Source organism: Paenarthrobacter sp. GQ52 (assembly GCF_059759005.1).
Genome location: NZ_JCAXEJ010000020.1, coordinates 1 through 22,814 on the forward strand (window position 1 = coordinate 1; position 22,814 = coordinate 22,814).

Genomic DNA, 22,814 nt, shown 5'->3' on the forward strand with positions numbered 1-22,814 from the left:
CTCTTCATTGAATGTCTGGGCGCTTGCTCTGTGGGGGCGCTCAAGGAATTTCGTATTGTGAGAATAAAATTCTGCAATTCGAGATTGCGTCTGCTGGTTGGGCAGCGTCAACACGGATTGCGTAACCAAGACAGTCAACTGGGAAAGCTTCGGCCAAGCAACCGAATGTGACCCTGCATACACGGAAAACCTTGACGTTACGTGACCTGAGTCATAGAGTGCTTTCACTATTCAATAACTAGATTCCGCATTGTGGAATCAGTACGAAGTGGAGATCCACGATGCAGACGACTTCATCAGTCGGCGTCACTGGGGCTCCGGGAGACGGAAACGCAGGTGGCCCCAACCATCCGGTCGTGGGAAACACCGACCTCTGCGCTATTGCTTCCGAAGCCGCAGGCCGTACCATCAGTCCCAGGCTTTACAACATCGACCTCGCACCCACTAAGGCCAAGGGCCGGAAGTGGACCAGCTACAGCATCTTTACCCTCTGGGCCAACGACGTCCACAGCCTGGGTAACTATGCCTTCGCCATCGGCCTGTTCTCCCTCGGTTTGGGTGGCTGGCAGATCCTGGTGGCCCTCGGTATCGGCGCCATTCTCCTGTTCGCGCTCCTGAACTTTTCCGGGTTCATGGGTGAGAAGACCGGTGTTCCCTTCCCTGTCATGAGCCGCATCAGCTTCGGCATCAGGGGAGCGCAGATCGCCAGCCTGGTCCGCGGCGCTGTTGCCGTTGCTTGGTTCGGCATCCAGACGTATCTGGCATCCGTGGTCCTCCGCGTCATGCTGGTGGCCATGGCGCCGGGTTTGAAAGACCTGGACAGCAACTCCATCCTTGGCCTTTCAACCCTGGGCTGGTTGTCGTTCGTGGCGCTCTGGATGGTTCAGTTGGTCATTGTCAGCTTCGGCATGGAGATGATCCGCAAGTACGAGGCCTTCGCCGGTCCCATCATCCTGGTGACCATGGCAGCGATCGCCGTGTGGGTTTTCATCGAAGCCGGCGGCGCCATCCAGTGGAGCGGCATCAAGGGCCTCGAGGGTACAGAAATGTGGCTCACCATCTTTGCCGGCGGTGCCCTGTGGGTTTCCATCTACGGAACGTTCGTCCTGAACTTCTGCGACTTCACCCGGTCCTCGGCTTCCAAGAAGTCGATCGTCAAGGGCAACTTCTGGGGCATCCCCATCAACATGCTCGTCTTTGGCGCCATCGTGGTGGTCATGGCCGGTGGGCAGTACAAGATCAACGGCACCGTCATTGAGAGCCCCTCGGACATTGTTGAGAGCATCCCCAATACGCTTCTGTTGGTCCTTGCCTGCCTGGCCCTGTTGATCCTGACCATCGCCGTGAACCTGATGGCCAATTTCGTAGCTCCGGTCTACGCGCTGACCAACCTCTTCCCGCGGCACCTGAACTTCCGCAAGGCGGCCTGGGTCAGCGGCACCATCGGGTTGATCATCCTGCCGTGGAACCTCTACAACAACCCGATTGTGATCGTGTACTTCCTGGGTGGCCTCGGTGCCTTGCTCGGGCCCCTGTTCGGTGTGGTCATGGCCGATTACTGGCTGGTCCGCCGCGGCAAGGTCAATGTCCCGGAGCTCTACACGGAGGATCCCAAGGGCGCCTACTTCTACAAGCGCGGCGTGAACCCGAAGGCCATCATCGCGATGCTCCCGGCCGCAGGCCTGGCCATTGCCATCGCTTTCATTCCAGCACTGGCCGCGGCTGCTCCATTTGCTTGGTTCATTGGAGCCGGCGTCGCAGCGCTGACGTACTTCGCTGTCGCGGACAAGAAGCAGGTCCACCAGGACGTCTCCGGCGAGCCGATCGCCGTCGCCAGCACCCACTGACACTGAGGAAACCCATGCGCATCCTTGTCGCAAACGTCAACACCACCCAGTCCATGACGGACTCCATCGCAGCGCAGGCTCGTGCCGCAGCGGCTCCCGGAACCGAAATCATCGGCATCACGCCTCGCTTCGGCGCCGACTCCTGCGAAGGGAACTTTGAAAGTTACCTCGCCGCGATCGCCGTCATGGATGCGGTGGTGAACTATCCCGAACCGTTCGACGCGGTCATCCAGGCCGGCTACGGCGAGCACGGCCGCGAAGGCCTTCAGGAACTGCTCGACGTCCCCGTGGTTGATATCACCGAGGCAGCAGCAAGCACCGCGATGTTCCTGGGCCACAAGTATTCAGTGGTCACCACGCTTGACCGCGCCGTACCGCTGATCGAGGACCGGCTCAAGCTCGCCGGTTTGGAGGCGCGTTGTGCCTCGGTCAGGGCCAGCGGCATGGCCGTGCTGGAGCTCGAGGAATACCCGGAGCGTGCTGTTGAAGCCATAGTGAGCCAGGCGGAACAAGCTGTTCACAACGACAAAGCGGAAGTCATTGTTCTTGGTTGCGGCGGCATGGCCGGTCTCGACGAACAAATCCGCCAGCGCACCGGCGTCCCCGTAGTGGACGGAGTGGCTGCGGCGGTGACCATCGCCGAGTCCCTGGTCCGCCTTGGGTTGTCTACGTCCAAGGTCAGGACCTACGCCACTCCGCGCCCGAAGACTGTCATAGGCTGGCCGATAACAGCCGCCCAGGCGGCACAAGCCCAGGCAGCTCCCGCCCAGGCAGCTCCCGCCCGGGCAGCTGAAGCCGCACGCTGACGCTGCCATAGGCAATTCCCCGAAAGGCAACCACATGACTGACTCCAGCCCTCCCGCAAACCCGAGGGTCGCCGTCGTGACCGGGGCCGGTTCCGGAATTGGGCGGGCCGTCGCCAAGCTCATGCTCGCCGAGGGTTACCGCGTTGCGCTTGCCGGCCGCCGGGAGGCGCAACTCCTGGAAACGGCCGGCGACCATCCGGACGCGCTAGCGGTTCCCTGCGATGTAACGGCGCCCGACGACGTCGCGCGCCTTTTCGCGGAGGTCCGCCAACGCTGGGGTCGGGTTGATGTGCTGTTCAACAATGCCGGCATCTTTGGGCCGGCGGGCGACGTGGGCGACATCAGTGTGGATGAGTGGGAAGCAACGCTTCGCGTGAACGTCACGGGCTCCATGTTGTGCGCCGCGGAGGCTGTGCGAACCATGAAATCCCAAGAGCCGCAAGGTGGCCGCATCATCAACAACGGCTCCATTTCGGCGCACTCGCCCAGGCCCAAATCCGTGGCCTATACAGTCACTAAGCACGCGATGACGGGCCTGACAAAGAGCATCGAGCTCGACGGCAGGGAGTTTGGTATTACGTGCGGGCAGATCGACATCGGCAACACCCGTACCGAAATCATGGACACCATTGGCGTGGGCTCCGGGGCGCTGCAGGCTGACGGCAGCCGCAAAGTGGAGCCCATGTTCCCCGTGGACGATGCAGCCCGTGCCGTGCTGATGATGGCCAACATGCCGGCGTCGGCCAGTGTCGGATCCTTGGTGGTGACCGCTGCCGGCATGCCCTTCGTGGGCCGCGGCTAGCCTCACAGCACCGCCCCAAACCGCGGGCCCGTGCCGCCACCACCCACTTTGCTTTTCGAATGCCCGTGACACGCCTGTAGAAGGGTGTGTCACGGGCATTTCTGCGTCAAAGAAGGTGGTGGACGCACCAACATCCAAGCTCCAAACCGAATGTGACTTTCCATAATATGGAAATGTTATTTCCCCTTGCGGAATGGTGTGAGCAGGCTTACGTTTGAAAAACCCCCTCAAAATGTGGGGCCGTTCCCAACTGATTGGTTCAGATCAATGAAGATCCCAGACTCCGCGGCGCTGAAGGCGAGTTCGGCCCCGCAGAAGAAAAAGCGGCTGTACCAGTCGCTCTTTTTTCAAATCCTGATCGCCGTCGTCGCAGGTGTACTCATCGGTCATTTTTGGCCGACAATCGGGTCCGCCCTCCGGCCACTGGGTGATGGATTCATTCAACTCATCAAGATGATCATCGCCCCGCTGATTTTCCTCGTGATCGTCACAGGCATCTCGGCAGTGGGCGACGTCAAGGCGGTCGGAAGGGTCGGGGTCAAAGCGCTCCTGTACTTCACCGGCGCCACTCTCTTCGCCCTCGTCTTCGGGCTCATCGTCGGAAATATCGTTCAGCCTGGTGCTGGCCTTAATATCGACCCCGCTACACTCTCCCAGGATGCGCTCAACGCCAAGACCGGCAACGCGCCTCCCAAGGACGCTGCAGCGTTCATCCTGGATGTCATTCCCGTCAGCGTGATCGGTGCTTTTGCCAACAACAGCCTGCTTCAGGTGCTGTTCTTCTCCGTGTTCTTCGGCGCAGCCATCGTGGTCATCGGCCGCGAACGTTGCCTTCCGGTCATCAGCCTCATGGAAACCGTCCTGGAGCTGATCTTCAAGATCATGTCCTGGATCATGAAAGTGGCTCCCATCGGTGCATTTGGTGCCATGGCCTTCATCATCGGCCAGTACGGACTTGGCACGCTCAGCACTTATGCCCTCCTGATTGCAGCCTGCTACGGAGCGGCGATCATCTTCATCGGCCTGCTGTTCCTGGTGGCTTGGGGGTTCGCCCGGGTTCCCCTTTGGGCGTTCCTGAAGTACACCCGTGAAGAATTCCTGCTGGCACTCGGCACCGCCTCCACTGAAGCAGTCATGCCGCGTATCATGACCAAGCTGACCAACGCCGGCTGCTCCCGTGCCACCACCGGACTTGTGGTTCCCACGGGTTACTCCTTCAACCTGGACGGCGCCGCGATCTACCTGTCCATTTCACTGCTGTTCCTGGCGCAGGCCTTCGGCCACAACCTTGACCTTGGCCAGCAGTTGGCGGCGTTGGGAGTCCTGCTCCTGACCTCCAAGGGCATGGCCGGCGTACCTGGTTCGTCGTTCCTGGCACTCTCCGCCACGGCAGCTGCGCTGGGTATCTTCCCGGTGGCTGGTGTTGCACTCCTCCTCGGAGCCGACCGCCTTATGGACTCCATGCGCGTCGTGGTGAACCTGCTGGGCAACTGCGTGGCAACGTTCGTGGTGGCCAAATGGGAAGGCCAATTCGACCGCAGCGTCATGCTCCGCGCCTTCAACGGCGAGATCACCAACCACGATTCCGCCATCATGCTCGGCAAGGAAGAAGTCTTCGAGGAGCAGGAACTCGAACGCATCAGTGGCGGCCAGGAGCCTTCGCCCAAGTTCCGTGGCGGTCCCGCCGCGGAGGACATCCCGCAGTTCGAAATGAGCAAACGGGGCCAACCATCCGCCCCGGTCTGCCCGGACTAGTACAGCCCACAGCATGAGGCCCCTCAAGAGGATTCTTGAGGGGCCTCAGCTGTGCAAAACCTATTCAAAGAGGCAGCAACTCCGAGAGATCCGCACGCAAACCGGACGCAGTCACCCTATGGTCCGATACTGCGTCTGCCCACGAAATCCTGCCCGTCACCAACGAAAGCCAGGTGGCGGCGTCGCACTCGATCACATTCGGGGGAGTGCCGCGCGTGTGGCGGGGCCCCTCAACGCACTGCGTCACACCGAACGGCGGCACGCGGACTTCCACCGAGTTGCCGGGCGCGCGGGCGGTGACTTCCTCCAGGGAGTATCGGACCGCCGTCGCAATCAAAGTGCGCGACGGCGGCGGGCCGGCAACGCTGCCTGGCTCACCTGTACGGCCGGGAGGCTCGACGGCGGCCTGCCAGGCTGCCAGCGCGGCGCGGCCTTCCTCGATGTTGACGCGGCGTCGTGCAACAGCCATTTGTTCCTCTCCTCGGAAGTTTTAGTCCAGCAGGGCGGAGACAGCGTGTCCCAGCCGGATCTTGCCCACCTCGTGGCCGCCGCCGAGCACGGGCTCCACCACGCGCTCCAGAACGCTGGAAACTGCAGGGATGTCCACGGCACCGCTCACGGCCAGCAGAGTCAGTCCTACCAAGGATGTGGCGCGAAGGTTGCCGTCCAGCATCTTCACGGCCACGGTTGCGCCGGTGGGAGTCGCCAGGACCAGGACGCCCTCGGCCCCGATCTTGGCCAGGACCTCCAGTTCCTCCATCACGATCGTGTTGGACTCACCCTTGCCCTGAACTGCCCAGGGGTAGTCCAGCATGGACGTGGCGATGGTGGCGGCACGTGCGTTGGACGACTTATCGCCCGGGGATTTGGCCAAGCGGGAGTAGGCGCGGGCCAGGCCGGTCAGCGAGATGGCGGCAACGGGTGCTCCGCAGCCGTCGATACCCAGGTGGGAGATCGTTTCGCCGCTGTATTCCTCGATCACCGAGCGAACGCGCTGCTGGAGCGGGTGGTTTGGTTCGAGGTAGCTGCGCAGGTCCCAGCCGTTTTCGGTGCACGCCCACAGGAATGCTGCGTGCTTGCCGGAGCAATTGAAGGCCAGCTTGGATTGTCCGCGGTCGGAGCGGATTAGCCAGTTGCGGGCGGTTTCGTCCTGGGGCCAGGCGGTGGGGCACTGGAGGTTTTCTTCTTTAACACCCGCTGCCTTGAGCATCCCTTCCACAACGTCCATATGATCAAGGGAACCGGTGTGGCTGCCACAAGCCACAGCAACCTGGGCGCCGCGGAGGGGCACGCCGGACTGCATGGACGCCAAGGCCTGGAAGGGTTTGAGGGTGGAGCGGGCGAGGATGGGGGCGTCGATGTCACCAAGACGGGTGACCACCGAGCCGTCACCGGCAAGAACCACGGCCGCGCCGATGTGCCGGGACTCAATAAAGCCACTTCGTTCGATCACTGCCAGTTCCACCGCGGACTCAACGTTGAACGTTTCATGCGAACTCATGGGCATGAATCAAGTCTAGGGCGCGGCGGGTCAGTTCCCGGGTCATCCGCGTGCCCGCGCGCGTGATCCGTGCACGCCGGGCCTCACGCCGAGCCTCACGCCAGGCCCGTGTCCACAGGTCCGGTGAATGACACAGCTTAGGCCCCGCGCCCTTCACAAAGTACCCTTGAGGACTGTGAAGGTACTCGTCATTGGCCCAGGCGGCCGCGAACACGCCATTGTCCGCTCTCTGCTTGAAGATCCCAACGTTTCCGAGGTCCACGCGGCCCCTGGCAACGCGGGCATCAGCAAACTCGTTCCCACCCATGCGATTGACGGGAACAACCCGGAAGCCGTGTCCGCCCTCGCCACCAAGCTGGGCGTGGACCTGGTTGTCGTAGGACCCGAGGCGCCTTTGGCCGCCGGTGTGTCCGACGCCGTCCGAGAAGCCGGCATCCCGGTGTTTGGTCCCAGCAAGGAAGCAGCCCAGCTGGAGGCTTCCAAGGCGTTCGCCAAGCAGATCATGGCTGAAGCCAACGTTCCCACGGCTATGGCTCGCGTTGCCACCAACGCTGACGAAGCTGCCGATGCCTTGGACACCTTTGGTGCCCCGTATGTAGTGAAGGACGACGGCCTGGCCGCCGGTAAGGGCGTGGTGGTCACCAAGGACCGCGCAGAGGCCCTGGCACATGCCCAGGCGTGCTTCGACGCCGGTGGAACAGTGGTCATCGAGGAATTCCTCGACGGCCCCGAGGTTTCCCTGTTCGTCCTCTGCGACGGCCGCAACACCATCCCGTTGTCCCCGGCGCAGGATTTCAAGCGCATCTTCGATAACGACGAAGGTCCCAACACCGGCGGCATGGGCGCGTACACGCCGCTTGAATGGGCTCCTGAGGGCCTGGTCCAGGAAGTCATCGACCGCGTAGCCCAGCCCACCGTGGACGAGATGGCCCGCCGCGGCACGCCCTTCGTTGGTGTGCTGTACTGCGGCCTCGCCCTGACTTCCCGCGGCATGCGCGTCATTGAGTTCAACGTTCGCTTCGGCGACCCCGAGACGCAGGCCGTCCTCGCTCGCCTCAAGACCCCTCTCGGTGCGCTGCTGCTGGCAGCTGCCAAGGGCGAACTGGACACGGCAGAAGAGCTGCGCTGGTCCAAGGACACGGCAGTCGCCGTCGTCGTTGCTGCCGAAAACTACCCGGACGCACCCCGCACGGGCGATCGCATCCGTGGACTGAAGAAGGTGGACGAACTGGACGGTGTCCACGTAGTCCACGCCGGCACCAAGCTGGATGACGAAGGCAAAGTGGTCTCTGCCGGCGGCCGTGTCCTTGCTGTTGTCGCGCTCGGTTCGGATCTGGTTGAGGCCCGTGAAAAGGCGTACGACGGCGTTGAGCTGGTTCAGCTTGAAGGCTCACAGTTCCGTACGGACATCGGAGGCAAAGCCGCCCGCGGCGAAATCCGCGTTCCGTACACGGCTACAGGAACCATCCCGAAAGTGCAGGCCTGAGCATGACTGAAGGCATCCCTACGGGCGGCTTCGAAACCGAAACGCTGGAACTTCCGGGCTGGACGCACGTCTACTCCGGCAAGGTCCGCGATCTCTACGTCCCGGCCGACGAAGCCATCACGGAAAAGATCGGCCAGGAATGCGTGCTGGTTGTCGCCAGCGACCGCATCAGCGCCTACGATCACGTGCTGAGCAGTGAAATCCCGGACAAGGGCCGCGTCCTGACGCAGCTGAGCCTGTGGTGGTTCGATCAGTTGGATGTTGAGCACCACGTGTTGGCGTCCACGGTTGAGGGTGGCGTTCCTGCCGCCGTCGAGGGCCGCGCCATGATCTGCAAGAAGCTGGACATGTTCCCTGTGGAGTGCATCGCGCGCGGCTACCTCACCGGCTCCGGCCTGGCTGAGTACAAGGAATCCCGCACGGTGTGCGACATTCCGCTGCCCGAGGGCCTGGTTGATGGTTCGCGCTTGGAGAAGGCCCTTTTTACGCCGTCTGCCAAGGCCGAAGTGGGCGAGCACGACGTCAACATCACCTATGACGACGTCGTAGCCATGGTGGGGGACGACATCGCTGCCCGCCTGAGTGAACTGACCCTGAAGATCTACACCCGCGCTGAGGAGATCGCCCGCGAACGCGGCATCATCCTGGCCGACACCAAGGTGGAGTTCGGGATTGACGCAGCCACTGGGGTGATCACCCTGGGTGACGAGGTCCTCACCCCGGACTCTTCACGGTTCTGGGATGCGTCCACGTACGCGCCGGGTCAGTCGCAGCCTTCGTACGACAAGCAGTACGTCCGCGACTGGCTGACCTCCGCCGAGTCCGGCTGGGACAAGTCCTCGGACGCTCCTCCGCCGGCACTGCCCGCCGAGGTGGTGGAGCGCACCCGTGCCCGCTACGTGGAGGCTTACGAGAAGCTCACGGGCCGAACCTTCGCCTAGAAGCACCCAACTGAGTCGCAGTTAAGCGCGTTTTGACCCCTCAAAACGCGCTTAACTGCGACTTACTTGGGTTAATCAGGCTTCCGAGTGTTCTTTCGCGGCACGACGCTCGGCCAGCCGGATCTCCAGCACTGCGTCCATGGCCTGTTGAACCCGGTCCGACGCTCCTGCCGCACTGAAGTCGTGCTGCGCCTCTTCCAGGAACTGGAGCGCCTCCGCGGCTTCCCCGGCTGCTTTCAAGGACTTTCCCAGCAGCAGCGACACTTCGCCTGCGGTGTGCCGGGCCAGTACCTTACGGTCTGCGTAGATTTCGCGGAGCTTCTCGACGGCGGCAGGGATGTCCCCGGTCAGGTACAGCCAGCGGGCGCGGATGAAGGCGACCTCAAGCTGGTCTGTCTTGTTTCCGCCCACAATGGACAGCGCGAGTTCTGCACGCTCAATGGCGGACAACGTTTCCGGTTCCACAATCCCCGAGGACAGTCGAACTGCTGCGGAGGCCTTGTTGAAACGGGCCCACAGCTCAATGTCGTTGGCGGGGGAGAGGAGTTTGGCTGCACGCTCGTGGTGCTTGATGCCCTCTACATAGTCGTGGCGCATGAAGGCGACGTTGCCGACCACCCAAGCGACTTCGCCGGCCAGTTGCGACATGGAGTGCTCGTCCATGTGCTCGATCATCGCCAGGCAGTACTGCCAGGCTTCGTCCAGCTTGCCGCTCTCGGCCAGGGCACCGATCAGCGCGCGGTGCGCACCGATGATGAGCGTGGACCCCTTGGGCAGCTGCTCGCTGAGCTTTACGGCTTGCTTGGCATGCTCGACGGCGGTGGCCAGCTGACCTTGTCCGTGACACACCGCGGCAAGCATCTGCCAGGCGCGCACCCCGAGGCCAGCGGATTCGGTGGCCATGGGGTGTTCCAGGAGGTGCTCAACAATTTGCTGGCATTCCTTCAGCTGGCCTTGCTTCATCACGCACTCGGCCTGCATGTACGTCATGTTCCACCAGGCGCTGTTGTTCTTGGCCTCGAGGGCAATCTGCGCAGCTGTGGCAGCGTGGCTGGCGGCGAGCTGGTAGTCGCGAAGATCCCAGGCCTGTCGGGCGTAAAGACCGGCGAGGACGTACTCGGCATCACTAACGGAGACCGGCTGGCTCCACGCTTCCAAGGCCTTCGGTGCAAGTTCGAGCCTGCGGGCCAGCTCCTCGATGACTTCGGCCGTGGGCTCACGACGGCCTGTCTCAAGCAGCGAAATGTAGCTCGGTGAATACAGGTTTTTGCCGAGCTCTGCCTGCGTTAACCCACGTTCGAGCCGTTCGGCACGTAGCTTCTCGCCGAATCCGTTTCCCACGGGTCCCTCCTACAGGTGTCTTTTGACCAAAACCTTGACAGTCTCTGTGGAAAACATTTTACAATGTATGTCAACAGGGACCGTGCAATTTCCGTAACGAATCCGACTCGCATTGGGGTACTACATCATGTTCAAGAAAATCATCGCTTCAGTGGCCGTGGCGGGCGCACTGACGTTCGCGGTTGCGGCTCCCGGGGTTGTCTCTGCTGCTCCTGCAGCAGGTACCAGCACAGTAAGCGCCATTGGTAACTGGCCGGACCCCATGCGGTCCACCACCACAACACCCAAGAAGGACAAGACCGAAACGACAGTCACCACGATGTCAATTGGTAACTGGCCCGACCCTATGTAAAACAATTGTAGTAAAGAAACCCCCGAGGCGTGACGAGCGATGCTTCGGGGGTTTCTTTTTTGCCTTTCGTGGCTGCATTGGCGACACCCAAATTCGCTGAGGAACCGGAAGTGGGGCAGCGACACTCGGATTTGCGTGTCGCACGCGGGGCAGCGTGGCGCCGTCGGTATGAGGAAGGGCTGGCTGACTCCCAACGGAGTCCACAGGCACAGTGCTGCCGACCATCTTCGATCGGGTTCCGCAAACAAAAATGGCGCCGATTTCTCGACGCCATTCTCGTGTTTGGTCGGGATGACAGGATTTGAACCTGCGACCTCTTCGTCCCGAACGAAGCGCGCTACCAAGCTGCGCTACATCCCGATCCGCTGCGAAAGCAACTGTTCAAGGATAGCTGAATAGGTGCGTGATGCGAAATCGAGGAGCGGGTGTCGCTCCTCACAGCGGCAGGAGGGGAAAGGCTAGACCAGCGAGTCCCGCCAAGCCCCATGAAGCTGGGCAAACCGTCCGCCACCGCTGATCAACTCGGCCGGCGTCCCGTCCTCCACAATGCGGCCGTCGTGGACCACCAGAACCCTGTTAGCCGTCTCCACAGTTGAGAGGCGGTGGGCGATGATGATGGCCGTGCGGGCCCCCCTGCCACCAGCCACTCCCTCCAACAAGTTGGACAATCCCTGTTGGACCATACGCTCAGAAGGAATGTCCAAGGAGGACGTTGCCTCATCCAGGATCAGTACGGCCGGCGCGGCCAGGAACGCTCGGGCAAAGCCGATGAGCTGGCGTTGACCGGATGACACCCGCCCACCCCGCTTGTTGACGTCCGTGTCGTATCCCTCGGGGAGGCTCATGATGAAGTCGTGAGCACCCACCGCTGCAGCTGCGGCCTCGATTTCAAGCCGGGAAGCTTCGGGACGACCAAGAGCTATGTTGTCCGCCACGGAGCCGCTGAACAGGAACGCTTCCTGGGTCACCATCACCACGGCGCGACGGAGGTCTGTGGTGGACAGGTCACGAAGATCTACGCCATCCAGCGTGATGGCCCCGGACGTGACGTCGTAGAAGCGTGCCACGAGCTTGGCCAACGTCGACTTTCCCGCACCCGTCTGGCCTACCAGGGCGATCGTCTGGCCGGCCGGGATATGCAGGTCAAGCTTTGGAACCACAACTTTGCCGTCGCTGTAGCCGAACTCCACACCCTTGAAGTCGATCTCACCGCGTGAGCTCTTGAGCGGTACCGGGTTCTTTGGTGGACGGACGGTGGGCACTTCTTCGAGGAGCCCGGACACCTTTTCCAAGGCAGCTTGAGCACTTTGGAACGAGTTGTAGAACATTGCCATCTGGTCCACCGGCTGGAAGAAGCGCTTGGTGGACAGGATCAGTGCCAGCAGGACGCCAACAGCCAGGTCACCACCCAGAACCCGGAAGCCGCCAAACAGTAGGACCACGGCCACACAAACATTGCCGATCAGCACCAAACCAGGCTGGAAGATGCCGTTCAAGTTGATGGAGCGGACGGTGTTCTTGCGGTAGTCCTCAGCCAGCTCGCCGTATCGGGAGGCATTCAAGCGCTCCTTGCGGAACGCCTTCACGGCGCGGATCCCGGTCATCGTTTCCACGAAGTGGACGATCAGCCGGGCAGACACCACGCGCGACTCACGGAAGGCGATCTGTGAATGCTTCTGGTACCACCGGGCAAGGAAGAACATGGGCACGCCGGCCGCGAGGACGATCAATCCACTCTGCCAATCCAGGGCAAAAACAGTCACGGCAGTGAACACCATGAACAGCATGCCCGACGCCAAGGAGCTCACCCCGGAGTCCAGGAGTTCGCGCAGGGCTTCGAGGTCCGAGGTCTGCCGGGCAATGATGCGGCCGGAGGTGTATTTCTCGTGGAACTCAAGGCTCAACCGCTGCGTGTGCCGGAAGACCCGAAGGCGCAGATCCAACAGCATGGCCTGGCTCAACCGGGCAGTGGAGGTCACGTACAGCGCCGTCATTCCTGCCGTCGCAATCGCAGCCGCCAAGTACAGGGAACCAGCCAGTACCAAGGGCCCGTTGTCGCCCGACTGCAGTGCAGGAAGGGCGTTGTCGATACCGAACGCGATCAACGCCGGTCCCGCAACACGGGTGAGCTGCGAGACCACCACCATCAAGATCGTCAGCCAGAAACGCAGCCGCACGGGGCGGATGAGGGAAGCAAGTAAGGTGAGCGACCGGCGTCGTACGGCTTTGCTGTCTGCCTTGGTGAGGAGGGTGTTGTCCTCGTTGGCGGTTCCAAACGTTGCGGCAGTCACCGGCGGGCCTCCTCAGCTTCTTCGAGCTCGTCCAGTTCGGTGTCCAGGTCCTTCGGACCGGCGTCCAGGCTGGCGATGACGTAGCGGTAGTGATCATTCTCGGCAAGCAGTTCCGTATGGGTCCCGACGGCGGTGATGGTTCCGTTTTCGAGCAGGGCAACCCGGTCCGCCAAGGCCACGGTGGAGGGACGGTGCGCGACGATCAGGGTGGTGGTCTCGCGCAGGACCTCGCGCAAACGGGCCTCCACACGTTCCTCGGTATTCACGTCGAGTGCGGACAGGGGATCGTCCAAGACCAGCACCTTGGGTTTGGCGGCGATGGCTCGGGCCAGGGCGATGCGCTGCCGTTGGCCGCCGGATAGGCTCAGCCCTTCCTCGCCGATCAACGTGTCCACGCTGTCCGGCAACGAGTAGGCGAACTGGGCCTGTGCCACATCCAGGGCCTCGTCCAAGGCGGCGTCGCTGGGATCGGGGGCTCCAAGGAGTACGTTGTCCCGGACCGAACTGGAGAACAGAGTGGTGTCCTCGAACGCCACGGCAACGATCTTTCGGAGTTCGTCGATGTCGTAGTCGCGAACATCCACGCCGTCGATGGTCACGGCGCCCTCGGTGACGTCATAGAGGCGGGGGACCAGCTGGAGCAGAGCGCTCTTGCCGCTGCCCGTGATGCCGACGAGGGCCATTGTTTCCCCGGGGCGTATATCCAGGGTGACGTCGTGCAGGAGGGTGCCGCCGTCGTCGAACCCGAAACCTGCGTGCTCAAAGCGCAGGGCGCCCTTCACGCTTTCCGGAACAGCGGGGCGATCCGGCGAGGTGATGGTGTTCTCCGTATCCATGACCTCGAAGTGGCGATCCAACGCGGTCTTGGCAGTGAGCGCCATGGCCAGGAGCATGCCGGAAAATTCCACCGGAGTGGCCACCACGGCCGCTGTTGCGAAGAACGCCACCAACGCGCCGATGCTAAGTTCCCCACTCGCGGCGAGCATGATGCCCACCACCAGACCGACGCCCAGCGCCAACTCCGGCAGCAGCGTCACTACCAGCGTGAAGCCAGCCTGCTGTTTCGCCTTGGCGATCTCGGTCTGGCGCAGTTCTTCTGCCTGGCCGTTGAAGTTCTCCAGCGCTTCGCGGCTGCGCCCGAAGGCCTTCAGGACACGGATGCCGTGGACTGATTCCTCCACAGTTGTGGCGAGGTCGCCGGCTTGGTCCTGGCTGAGGCGGGTGACCAAGCTGAAGCGGCGGCGGAAGCGGAACGAGTTGATCATGATCGGCACGGCCGCTGCGAGGAAGATCAGTGCCAGCTGCCAACTCATGGAAAACATGACGCCGACGCCGATGACCACAGTAAGCGTGGTGACCACCAGCATGATCGCGCCAAACGCCATCCAGCGACGCAGGAAACTCAGGTCCGTCATGGCGCGTGAGAGCAGCTGGCCCGAACCCCAGCGATCGTGGAAGGCAACGGTCAGTTGTTGCAGGTGGCCGTACAAGGTCACCCGCATCCGGGTCTCAACCGTGGTGGCCGGGTTGATGACGAACTGCCTGCGCAAGGCCACCAGCCCGGCTTCCGCGATACCCAAAGCAAGAATCACGACGGCGGCAATCCAGACGGCGTCCGTGGAACCGCCGGGCTGCAAAGAGTTGTTGACAAGAACCCGCAGGACTTGCGGGATGGTCAGCGCAACGATGCTGGCCAAGAGGGCGCAGATCAAGCCCATGAATAGTCGGGGGAGGATGGGCCGCACATGGGGGTACAGGCGGCCGACGGAGGTGAAGAATGACGTTTGCTTGGACATGCCCGCTTCTCAACAGCTGGATCTTCAGATGGTGCGGAGGTAGTTTCCCGTAGCAACTACCCTATGCCATGGCGTGATTCGTTTCACAGGACCACGCAATGAAGGTGAAATGTTTGACCCAGTTATTGAGGATCGTAATGCTCGCCCGGAGTCTCGCTGGTGGACGGAGTTCAGCTGCGCGACGTGAGTGTCAGCAGCACAGCCTCAGGGCGGCACGCGATGCGGACCGGTGCGAAGCGCGAGGTGCCGATGCCGCCGGAGACGTTTACCGGCGTCGTGAAGCTGTCGCTTTCCCAGTCGTGGAGGCCCTTGGCGCGCCAATTGGGGAGATCGCAGTTGGCAACGAGAGCACCGTAACCGGGGATGCAGATTTGGCCGCCGTGCGTGTGGCCAGCCAGGATCAAGTCCGCCGCGGCCTCCGTGAAGTGGTCCAGCACCCGCTGGTACGGGGCGTGGATGACGGCCACCTTCAGATGCGGGCGGGCATCCTGGTTGACCGTTCCGCGGGGCCAGCCGGCATAGCGTTCGCGGTTCAGATGGGGGTCATCCACTCCGGAGAAGTCGAAGCGCAGCCCGTTCAGCACCACTGACTGGGCACGGTTGGTGAGGTCGATCCAGCCTCCCATGCCGAAGGCCGAGCGGAGCTTCGGCCAGTCCAAGGCAATCGGGTCGGTTCGCATCCGGGAAGGACCACGGAAGTACCCCACCGGGTTCTTGATCCGCGGGGCGTAGTAGTCGTTGGAACCCGGGACGAAAACGCCCGGGAACTCCAGCAGCGGGCGCAGTGCCTGGAGTAGGGGATCGACGGCCTTGGTGTGGCTGAGATTGTCGCCCGTGTTGACCACGAGGTCAGGCTTGAGGTCCGCCAGCGATTGCAGCCACTGCGTCTTCTTGTCCTGGCCCGGTACGAAGTGGATGTCGCTTAGGTGCAGGACGCGGAGCGGGGCTGAACCGGCAGGGAGAATGGGCAAGGTTTCGTGGCGGACCTCGAACTGGTCCTTCTCCCACCATCCGTATGCGGCCGCTGCTGCGCCTGCTGCCGCACCGACGGCAGCAGTGACGGCGAAACCGCGCCCGATAGTGCGGACGCGGTTTGCCAATGAATAACTAAACGACATGATCAGTTCTTATTGCCGTTGCCGTTGTTACCGTTCCCGTTGTTGCCGTTCCCAGTGGACGGCGGGTTGGGCGCGGTCGACGGGGTGTTTTTGGACGGGGTGTTGTTACGCTGCGGAGCAGGAGCTCCCGTCAGGTTTGACGGCGGAGCCGGGAACGGATTGGTCCCATAGGCCGGAGCCACAGCAAGCATGTAGTTGGTGAACTGCGGACCAGCAATCATGTAGCCGTCGATAGCATCGTAGGACTTGCCATTAATGGTCAGATTACGGCCGGGACGGGACTGGTCATCCAGAGGATCACCAAACCATGAGGCAGTCGCGAGGCCAGAGGTGTACCCGACTACCCACGTTGAGCCGTTGGTGTCGTTGGTTCCGGTCTTGGCGGCCACCGGGAAGTTCTTGGAGTTCAATGCCGGACGGATCAGGGATCCCGAGCCCTCGTCCAACACCTTGCCCATGGCATAGGCGACGCCTCGAGCAACCTCTGGCTTCACCGCATCCTTGCAACTGGAAGACTGGGCAGGCAAAGAGGCGCCGGACTGGTCTTTCACCGAAGTTATAGCAATTGGTTCGCAGTACTTGCCGTCAGCGGCGAAGGTTGCGAAAGACGATGCCATGGTCAGAGGTGCGGTCTGCGTCGCACCAATGAGGTTGGACAATCGAGTCATCTGAACCTTCGGGTTTGGATCCGTGACTTTACCCGTGTCGTCGCGTGTCGGAAGGCCGCCGTGGATGCCTGTGGCATCAACGATGCCCTGGATGCCGCAGAGGTCAACCTGCGCCGCCGAAGCGAACGTGGCTGTGTTGATGGAGTTCTTGAGGCCCCAGAGGACCGTCATGTTCCGGTAGTACTGCGGTTCGGCATTTTGGAGGTCGAAGCTGCCCTGCACGTTGCCATCATAGAAGCCATCGGTCGGTGTGGGGCACGTATTTTTCCAAGGGAAGTTCTGCGGATACTTGCGAACCGCCGCGTTGACGTTCGTTTCCATCGACTTGCCCTCGTTCAGCCACTGGGCGAACGTAAAGGGCTTCATCGTTGAACCGGGCTGGAATCCGCCGATGCCGTTGAGGTCGTTGCCGTTGGCGTCCAGGACATCCACGTTGAAGTTTTGCGTCTGATCGAACTTGCCCTCTTGAGGCAGCCAAACAGTGTTCTGGGCCATGCTCACGATCTGGCCGGTGCCCGGCTGGACGGAGACGATCGACGCGCCCCACTTGTCCGGGTTAGCGCCAGCCGTTGCGTCGACCTGCTGCTGTGCGACGTTCTGGGCGGTGGGATCGAGGGTGGTCTGGATGGTGAGGCCACCACGCTGGATGCGCTTGACGCGCTCTTCCGTGGTGTCACCGTACGCCGGGTTGTTGAAGAGCAGGTGGAGCACGTAGTCACAGAAGTACGGAGCCATGGTGGCATACGCGCAGCCCTGGCGAGCCGGGGTGACCTGTGTGGTGACCGGAGTGGCAACAGCTTCTTCGTACTGTGCCTGAGTGATCTTCCCCTGGTTAACCATGGAGGCGAGCACCAGGTCACGGCGAACCTTGGAGCTGTCAGGGTTGGCAATGGGATCGAAGGCCGACGGGCTGTTCACCAGGCCGGCCAGGAGGGCAGCCTGCGGAAGCGTCAGGTCCTTGGCAGAGGTGCTGAAGAAGAACTTCGAGGCAGCCTCAATGCCGTAGGCGTCACGGTTGAAGAAGACGATGTTGAGGTAACCCTCAAGAATCTGCTCCTTGGAGAACTTCTTCTCCAGGGCGATCGCAAGCTTCATTTCGCGAAGCTTGTCGCCCACGCCCTTACCGCCACCGTTGAGCTTGACGTCTTCTTCGCGGTCGGACGCCACCAGGGACTCGTTGATGACGTTGTTCACGTACTGCTGCGTGATGGTGGACGCGCCCTGCTTGTTGCCGCGGGCGGTGCTGACGATGGCTCGCATAATGCCGGTGGTGTCAATGCCGCCGTGCTCATAAAAACGGCTGTCCTCGATAGCGATGACAGCGTCCTTGATGAACGGGCTCATTTGATCCAGCGGAACCTTGGTCCGGTTCTCTGCGTAGATCGAGGCGATCGGCGAACCGTCCTTCGCCAGGATCGTGGTGTTCTGGCTGGGCGGATCCACCTGGAGTTCCGCCGGCAGAGTGTCAAAGAACTGAATTGAACCACTTGCGGCACTGCCCGAAACGGCGGCTGCGGGGACCAAAAGGCCCGCCACCAGGACGCCACAAATCGCGCTCACACCAAGGAAGCCTAGAATCTTTCCGAGGGTGGTGGCAGTGTCGAATAGTGGGTTCTTGCGAGTCACCATGTTTTCCACTTTACCGGCAAGGGCTAGGCTTTCTGTCATGACCAAATGGGAGTACGCCACGATTCCGCTCATTATTCACGCTACGAAGCAGATCCTGGACCAGTGGGGCGAGGACGGCTGGGAGCTCGTCCAGGTCGTCGGTGGACCCGATGGCAAAGGCCTTGTTGCATACCTGAAGAGGGAGAAGCAGTAATCATGACCACCCCCGCAGAAACCACGTCTGCCGCGGAATCCGGCGCCCCCACGTCTGCTGTTGAGCAGCGTCTGGCCGAGCTCGGATTGACCCTCCCCGAGGTCGCCGCGCCCGTCGCCGATTACGTACCTGCCATCGTCTCCGGCAACTACGTTTACACCTCCGGACAGCTGCCGTTTATTAATGGCAAACTCGAAGCTACGGGCAAGGTCTCCCTCGGCGAGTTGGGCGCGTCCGACGAACCCACCGTTGATCCGGAAGACGCCAAGCGTTACGCAGCCCTGTGTGCCATCAACGCCCTGGCTGCAGTCAAGAGCGTCATCGGCGACCTCGACCGTGTTACCCGCATCGTCAAGGTAGTGGGTTTCGTATCCTCCGAACCCACCTTCACCGGTCAGCCCGGCGTGATCAACGGTGCGTCCGAACTCCTCGGACAGGTATTCGGCGACGCCGGCAAGCACGCACGCTCCGCCGTCGGCGTCTCTGTCTTGCCGCTCGACTCTCCCGTTGAAGTCGAGCTCATCGCTGAATTCAGCTAAGGAACCGGTTCACCCAATTGCCGCAGCTTGCCCGCCGTCTGTTCGTACTGCCCCCGGAACTTGAGGGGGCAGCACGAAACTGGCTTGAGCTTGGCGAACGGACCCCCAGGGCCGCCCGCTACGCCTCCTCAGTTGTGCTGTTGCGCGACTCGCCCACCGGCTTGGAAACCTGGCTTGGATACAGGCCGGGTTCCTCGCCGTTGGGCGCTGTCGCGTTCCCGGGCGGCTCCCTGGACCCGTCCGACGACGACCCCGTGGGTTGGTTGGGCCCCTCACCCCAGCATTGGGCTGAGCAGATGGGAACGGACGACGTCGGACTCGCCCGCCGTCACGTTGTGGGCGCCATCCGCGAACTCTTCGAAGAAACCGGTGTCCTGCTCGCAGGCCCTGATGCTTCCTCTACGGTCGAGGCGAACTCCACCGTCGACTGGATGCGCGCCCGCGAAGCCGTGGCCGCCCAAGAGAAGTCCTTCACGGAGATGCTCTCCAAACGCGGACTCTCCCTCCGCACCGACCTCCTGAAGCCACTGGTGAACTGGCTCAGCCCGGACTTCGCCCATGCGCGTTTTAACACCCGATACTTCGCCGCCACCGTCCCCGTGAACCAGCAACCCAGCATCCTGGGCAGTAAGGGGGTTTGGGGCCGCTGGGTCACCGCCGCCGAAGCCATTGCCCTGCGGGACACTTCAGCACTCGGTGACGAAGTCGGCCAGGAAAATACCGTCGGCCTGAAGCTTGGTCAGCTCCTGGTGCCGGGCTCCGAGATCATGCTCGAGAAGATGGCCAACGCCAACGGCTGCATCGCCTACCTGAGCTACAAACGCAAGGCCCACGTGTACCAGGCGAAACTGGTGGACGAGGGCGGATTTCTGATGCTCGAGGTCGAAGCCGCCCGCACCGTGGCAGGCGAGCCCCAGCGCGAGCGCTAACCGCCATTTGACGCTCGCTCACGTCCCGCGGGTTTGGGGCGGACGCTCTTTCACGTCCCGCGGGTTTGGGGCGGTCGCTCTTTCACGTCCCGCGGGTTTGGGGCGGTCGCTCTTTCACGTCCCGCGGGTTTGGGGCGGACGCTCTTTCACGTCCCGCGGGTTTGGGGCGGTCGCTCTCTCACGTCCCGCGTGCGTTAGACCGTGTCTGCCAGATACTCGATGGCCAGCTTGTAGCCGAGCACACCCGCTCCTACGATGATCGCGTTGCACACACCCGACAGGTAGGAGTGGTGGCGGAACTCTTCACGTTGGTGCACGTTGGTGATGTGGACCTCGACGGCGGGCAGCTGCACAGCCGCCAGGGCGTCACGAAGGGCCACCGAGGTGTGCGTGTACGCGCCGGCGTTGATCACAATTCCGACGGCGGTGCCCCGGGCAGCGTGGATGGCGTCCAGGAGGTCGCCCTCATGGTTCGACTGAACACAGTCAACAGTGAAGCCATGGGCAGCGGCCGAAGTCATGGCCAGTTGCTCCACATCGGCCAGGGTGGACGTGCCGTACTTCTCCGGTTCGCGGGTTCCCAGAAGGTTCAGGTTGGGGCCGTTGATCACAAGGATGGTGCCGCGACCGGTTTCGGTGGCAGGAGTGGCTTCAGTCATGGCTCCCAATCTATAGCGGTCCGGAGGAGTCCGGGAATCGTTACTTACGGGTGCACTGACCTGCCGAGACGGGGTCGCTGAGGCCGGGAGCCTGTGCGGCCACCGGTTCCAAGTCCTGCATGGTGAGGGCGAAGCCGAGGGCGGCGTCTGTAGTGGTCTTGGCGAAGATCAGCCCGGCCACCTGCCCCTGCATAGTCAGCAGCGGGCCGCCCGAGTTACCCGGCTGGACGTCGCCCGCCAGCCTGTAGACCAGCTCCGGCGAAGGATTGTTGCCGTAAATATCGGGAACCAGAATGGTTGAAATGCCTTGAATTGTGGCCGGCTTGGACTGGAACGGACCGCCGTGCGGGTACCCCGCAAAAGCGGCGGGGCTGCCCGCGGCCAGGTCGGCGCTCAGGGGAAGCGGATTGGACTGAAGACCATCCACGGCCAGGACGGCGATGTCCCGCTGGGAGTCGAAGTACACCACCCGACCCGGCAACGCACCGCCGTCGGGAACTTCCACAACCGGCTGCGACACGCCCGCCACAACATGCGCATTGGTGACGACGCGCCCGGGCGAGACAACGAATCCGGAACCGGTCTGGTTCTGCCCGCATTCGAATGCGGTGCCGGCGATCTTGAGGACGGAATCGGCGGCCTGGTTGAGGGCCGGAGTGTCGGTGGACTCGTTGGGAACGGGCACCGGCGTGACGGGGCCGACGCCCTCAATGAGCTTGGGAATTCCGTCGCCGATCACCGTGGAGCGCAGCTGTGCCATGGTGCTCTTGACGGGCGTGGGAGTCACACTGTCGATGTAACGAATGACGCGTGACTCGGCCAATTGCTGAGAAACGAACGGCACGCCGAGAGAACTGATGCTGAACGCCAGCATGGACATCACCAGCGCCGCCACCACCACGCTCACCACGCCACCGATCAGCCGGTCCACGGCATGCAACGGCTTGATCCGCACGGCGTGGCGGACTTTACGCCCGATCATGGTGCCCAGCCCGTGCCCCAAAGCGATAAGCACGACGGCGGCAGCCACCGTGGCGGTCAGCCTCCAACCGCTGTCGGTCACCCAGCCGCTGACGAGTGGAACTGCCATGAAGGCCGCAATGGCGCCGACGACGAATCCTGCGATTCCACCCAGCGTGACCATAAAGCCGTTGCGCAGGCCATAGATCAGGTAGGACAGCAGCATCAAGATCAATGCCAAATCCAATATCGTCAAGCCAAACACCAATGCTCCTCATAGCCGGGGTAGCGCCAATTCTAGGTGGCCACCCTGACAACCAACCGTTAGTCCGGTCACGATATGGGCCGCTTCCACCGCCGTTAAGGGCGTCAGGAGGGGTTGGATGCCCTAAAACCCGCGCCATTTCAGCGTTTCACGTGCCAAGTACGTCACAGAAGCTTAAAAATTCTGAAACAATGGCCTGAGCGCCACGACCGAAACTTATATTCAGGAGATTTCATGGACATCGAGGTATTGCGCCGCGCACCCCTCTTCGCCACCCTTGACGACGACGCATTCCGCTTGCTGACGGACGAACTCACCGAGGTGGACCTTTCACGTGGAGCTTCGGTGTTCCGCGAAGGCGACCAGGGTGACCAGCTCTACTTCATCGTTTCCGGCAAGGTAAAGCTCGGCCGCACGTCCCCCGATGGCCGCGAGTCGCTCCTGGCCATCCTCGGCCCGGGTGAGCTCTTCGGCGAAATGGCGTTGTTCGACCCCAGCCCGCGTACCGCAACGGCCACTGCCGTCTCGGAAACTCGCCTGGCTGGCCTCAAGAACGAGAGCCTCAACGCCCTGCTCCGCACGCGCCCCGAGGTTTCCGCGCAGCTGCTGCAGGCCCTGGCCCGCCGTCTCCGCCGGACCAACGACTCCCTCTCAGACCTCGTCTTCTCCGACGTCCCGGGCCGTGTAGCCAAGGCACTCCTCGATCTGGCAGACCGCTTCGGCCGCCCCGCAACTGACGGCGTCCTGGTAGCGCACGAGCTCACCCAGGAAGAGCTTGCCCAGCTGGTGGGAGCTTCCCGCGAAACCGTGAATAAGGCACTTGCCGAGTTCGTTCAGCGCGGCTGGCTCCGCCTGGAAGCCCGCGCCGTGGTGATCCTGGACATGCAGCGCCTTCGCCAGCGTTCGCGCTAAACAGCGACGAAAAAGCCGCCCTGG

General features: G+C 62.4%; 20 protein-coding genes and 1 tRNA gene. 11 read left to right on the plus strand and 10 right to left on the minus strand.

The annotated features are described in order from the left end of the window. The first annotated feature begins 281 nt into the window (after window positions 1-281). The 4 genes from AC6CH8_RS19305 (at window position 282) to AC6CH8_RS19320 (ending at window position 5,210) form a co-directional block, all read left to right on the plus strand. The gene (locus AC6CH8_RS19305; protein WP_498191926.1) at window positions 282-1,847 is read left to right on the plus strand and encodes an NCS1 family nucleobase:cation symporter-1; all 1,566 of its coding nucleotides are present in this window, start codon (window positions 282-284) and stop codon (window positions 1,845-1,847) included. 14 nt (window positions 1,848-1,861) lie between these two features. After that, complete coding sequence (locus AC6CH8_RS19310; RefSeq protein ID WP_498191927.1) at window positions 1,862-2,653, plus strand: aspartate/glutamate racemase family protein; 792 nt, start codon at window positions 1,862-1,864, stop codon at window positions 2,651-2,653. 34 nt (window positions 2,654-2,687) lie between these two features. Then, window positions 2,688-3,455: an SDR family oxidoreductase gene (locus tag AC6CH8_RS19315; RefSeq protein WP_420178971.1), complete on the plus strand. Its 768-nt coding sequence runs from the start codon at window positions 2,688-2,690 to the stop codon at window positions 3,453-3,455. 267 nt (window positions 3,456-3,722) lie between these two features. Beyond that, window positions 3,723-5,210, plus strand: a complete 1,488-nt coding sequence (locus tag AC6CH8_RS19320) for a C4-dicarboxylate transporter DctA (protein WP_017199038.1) — start codon at window positions 3,723-3,725, stop codon at window positions 5,208-5,210. Window positions 5,211-5,274: 64 nt separating this feature from the next. Here AC6CH8_RS19320 and AC6CH8_RS19325 read toward each other — a convergent pair whose 3' ends face one another. Both AC6CH8_RS19325 and AC6CH8_RS19330 read right to left on the minus strand, forming a co-directional pair. Further along, window positions 5,275-5,679, minus strand: coding sequence for a sterol carrier family protein (locus AC6CH8_RS19325; RefSeq protein ID WP_498191928.1), 405 nt, complete (start codon window positions 5,677-5,679; stop codon window positions 5,275-5,277). Between the two features lie 21 nt (window positions 5,680-5,700). Further along, the gene (locus tag AC6CH8_RS19330) at window positions 5,701-6,717 is read right to left on the minus strand and encodes an asparaginase (RefSeq protein WP_498191929.1); all 1,017 of its coding nucleotides are present in this window, start codon (window positions 6,715-6,717) and stop codon (window positions 5,701-5,703) included. 121 nt (window positions 6,718-6,838) lie between these two features. Here AC6CH8_RS19330 and purD point away from each other — a divergent pair, with 121 nt between their 5' ends. Continuing rightward, window positions 6,839-8,197, plus strand: a complete 1,359-nt coding sequence (gene purD, locus AC6CH8_RS19335) for a phosphoribosylamine--glycine ligase (protein WP_420178968.1) — start codon at window positions 6,839-6,841, stop codon at window positions 8,195-8,197. 2 nt (window positions 8,198-8,199) lie between these two features. After that, the gene (locus AC6CH8_RS19340; RefSeq protein ID WP_420178967.1) at window positions 8,200-9,138 is read left to right on the plus strand and encodes a phosphoribosylaminoimidazolesuccinocarboxamide synthase; all 939 of its coding nucleotides are present in this window, start codon (window positions 8,200-8,202) and stop codon (window positions 9,136-9,138) included. A gap of 75 nt (window positions 9,139-9,213) precedes the next feature. On the opposite strand, the gene AC6CH8_RS19345 is transcribed toward AC6CH8_RS19340, so the two are convergent. Next, window positions 9,214-10,479 carry a helix-turn-helix domain-containing protein gene (locus AC6CH8_RS19345; protein WP_011776003.1) on the minus strand — a complete coding sequence of 422 codons (1,266 nt, stop codon included), beginning with the start codon at window positions 10,477-10,479 and terminating at the stop codon, window positions 9,214-9,216. 127 nt (window positions 10,480-10,606) lie between these two features. Here AC6CH8_RS19345 and AC6CH8_RS19350 point away from each other — a divergent pair, with 127 nt between their 5' ends. Continuing rightward, window positions 10,607-10,831 (plus strand): hypothetical protein, encoded by a 225-nt coding sequence (locus AC6CH8_RS19350; RefSeq protein ID WP_091470382.1) that lies wholly within the window; start codon window positions 10,607-10,609, stop codon window positions 10,829-10,831. 283 nt (window positions 10,832-11,114) lie between these two features. On the opposite strand, the gene AC6CH8_RS19355 is transcribed toward AC6CH8_RS19350, so the two are convergent. From AC6CH8_RS19355 to AC6CH8_RS19375, 5 genes are all read right to left on the minus strand, one after another. Next, window positions 11,115-11,191 (minus strand) — tRNA-Pro (locus AC6CH8_RS19355). Between the two features lie 98 nt (window positions 11,192-11,289). Continuing rightward, window positions 11,290-13,122 carry an ABC transporter ATP-binding protein gene (locus AC6CH8_RS19360; RefSeq protein WP_498191930.1) on the minus strand — a complete coding sequence of 611 codons (1,833 nt, stop codon included), beginning with the start codon at window positions 13,120-13,122 and terminating at the stop codon, window positions 11,290-11,292. Further along, a complete protein-coding gene (locus AC6CH8_RS19365; RefSeq protein ID WP_498191931.1) occupies window positions 13,119-14,918 on the minus strand; it encodes an ABC transporter ATP-binding protein in 1,800 nt (599 codons plus the stop codon). The genes AC6CH8_RS19360 and AC6CH8_RS19365 overlap by 4 nt, the downstream gene beginning before the upstream one ends. A gap of 170 nt (window positions 14,919-15,088) precedes the next feature. Then, complete coding sequence (locus AC6CH8_RS19370; protein ID WP_498191932.1) at window positions 15,089-16,036, minus strand: metallophosphoesterase; 948 nt, start codon at window positions 16,034-16,036, stop codon at window positions 15,089-15,091. A gap of 2 nt (window positions 16,037-16,038) precedes the next feature. Then, complete coding sequence (locus AC6CH8_RS19375; protein WP_017199029.1) at window positions 16,039-18,372, minus strand: transglycosylase domain-containing protein; 2,334 nt, start codon at window positions 18,370-18,372, stop codon at window positions 16,039-16,041. Here AC6CH8_RS19375 and sp36 point away from each other — a divergent pair. Genes sp36 through AC6CH8_RS19390 form a run of 3 tightly spaced genes read left to right on the plus strand, consistent with a single transcriptional unit; the run spans window position 18,371 to window position 19,994 of the window. Beyond that, entirely contained in the window at window positions 18,371-18,526 is a 156-nt protein-coding gene (gene sp36 / locus AC6CH8_RS19380; RefSeq protein WP_011775990.1) for a Sp36 family protein, read from the plus strand. The two genes, AC6CH8_RS19375 and sp36, sit on opposite strands and share 2 nt — an antisense overlap. A gap of 2 nt (window positions 18,527-18,528) precedes the next feature. Then, window positions 18,529-19,065 carry a RidA family protein gene (locus AC6CH8_RS19385; RefSeq protein WP_091470391.1) on the plus strand — a complete coding sequence of 179 codons (537 nt, stop codon included), beginning with the start codon at window positions 18,529-18,531 and terminating at the stop codon, window positions 19,063-19,065. A 17-nt stretch (window positions 19,066-19,082) separates the two neighbouring features. After that, window positions 19,083-19,994: an NUDIX hydrolase gene (locus tag AC6CH8_RS19390; RefSeq protein ID WP_498191934.1), complete on the plus strand. Its 912-nt coding sequence runs from the start codon at window positions 19,083-19,085 to the stop codon at window positions 19,992-19,994. A 194-nt stretch (window positions 19,995-20,188) separates the two neighbouring features. Here the strand turns inward: AC6CH8_RS19390 and aroQ are convergent, their stop codons facing one another. After that, window positions 20,189-20,653 carry a type II 3-dehydroquinate dehydratase gene (gene aroQ, locus AC6CH8_RS19395; RefSeq protein WP_498191935.1) on the minus strand — a complete coding sequence of 155 codons (465 nt, stop codon included), beginning with the start codon at window positions 20,651-20,653 and terminating at the stop codon, window positions 20,189-20,191. Window positions 20,654-20,693: 40 nt separating this feature from the next. Continuing rightward, complete coding sequence (locus tag AC6CH8_RS19400) at window positions 20,694-21,878, minus strand: MarP family serine protease (RefSeq protein ID WP_498191936.1); 1,185 nt, start codon at window positions 21,876-21,878, stop codon at window positions 20,694-20,696. Window positions 21,879-22,112: 234 nt separating this feature from the next. On the opposite strand from AC6CH8_RS19400, the gene AC6CH8_RS19405 reads away from it, so the two are divergent. After that, window positions 22,113-22,790 (plus strand): Crp/Fnr family transcriptional regulator, encoded by a 678-nt coding sequence (locus tag AC6CH8_RS19405; RefSeq protein WP_011775987.1) that lies wholly within the window; start codon window positions 22,113-22,115, stop codon window positions 22,788-22,790. The last annotated feature ends 24 nt before the right edge of the window (window positions 22,791-22,814 follow it).

What these genes read in the sequence shown, in the direction of transcription:
- AC6CH8_RS19305 (WP_498191926.1), top strand. Translation starts at nt 282, where the DNA reads ATGCAGACGACTTCATCAGTCGGCGTCACTGGGGCTCCGGGAGACGGA.
- AC6CH8_RS19310 (WP_498191927.1), top strand. Translation starts at nt 1,862, where the DNA reads ATGCGCATCCTTGTCGCAAACGTCAACACCACCCAGTCCATGACGGAC.
- AC6CH8_RS19315 (WP_420178971.1), top strand. Translation starts at nt 2,688, where the DNA reads ATGACTGACTCCAGCCCTCCCGCAAACCCGAGGGTCGCCGTCGTGACC.
- AC6CH8_RS19320 (WP_017199038.1), top strand. Translation starts at nt 3,723, where the DNA reads ATGAAGATCCCAGACTCCGCGGCGCTGAAGGCGAGTTCGGCCCCGCAG.
- AC6CH8_RS19325 (WP_498191928.1), bottom strand. Translation starts at nt 5,679, where the DNA reads ATGGCTGTTGCACGACGCCGCGTCAACATCGAGGAAGGCCGCGCCGCG.
- AC6CH8_RS19330 (WP_498191929.1), bottom strand. Translation starts at nt 6,717, where the DNA reads ATGCCCATGAGTTCGCATGAAACGTTCAACGTTGAGTCCGCGGTGGAA.
- purD (WP_420178968.1), top strand. Translation starts at nt 6,839, where the DNA reads ATGACACAGCTTAGGCCCCGCGCCCTTCACAAAGTACCCTTGAGGACT.
- AC6CH8_RS19340 (WP_420178967.1), top strand. Translation starts at nt 8,200, where the DNA reads ATGACTGAAGGCATCCCTACGGGCGGCTTCGAAACCGAAACGCTGGAA.
- AC6CH8_RS19350 (WP_091470382.1), top strand. Translation starts at nt 10,607, where the DNA reads ATGTTCAAGAAAATCATCGCTTCAGTGGCCGTGGCGGGCGCACTGACG.
- AC6CH8_RS19365 (WP_498191931.1), bottom strand. Translation starts at nt 14,918, where the DNA reads ATGTCCAAGCAAACGTCATTCTTCACCTCCGTCGGCCGCCTGTACCCC.
- AC6CH8_RS19370 (WP_498191932.1), bottom strand. Translation starts at nt 16,036, where the DNA reads ATGTCGTTTAGTTATTCATTGGCAAACCGCGTCCGCACTATCGGGCGC.
- sp36 (WP_011775990.1), top strand. Translation starts at nt 18,371, where the DNA reads ATGACCAAATGGGAGTACGCCACGATTCCGCTCATTATTCACGCTACG.
- AC6CH8_RS19375 (WP_017199029.1), bottom strand. Translation starts at nt 18,372, where the DNA reads ATGACAGAAAGCCTAGCCCTTGCCGGTAAAGTGGAAAACATGGTGACT.
- AC6CH8_RS19385 (WP_091470391.1), top strand. Translation starts at nt 18,529, where the DNA reads ATGACCACCCCCGCAGAAACCACGTCTGCCGCGGAATCCGGCGCCCCC.
- aroQ (WP_498191935.1), bottom strand. Translation starts at nt 20,653, where the DNA reads ATGACTGAAGCCACTCCTGCCACCGAAACCGGTCGCGGCACCATCCTT.
- AC6CH8_RS19405 (WP_011775987.1), top strand. Translation starts at nt 22,113, where the DNA reads ATGGACATCGAGGTATTGCGCCGCGCACCCCTCTTCGCCACCCTTGAC.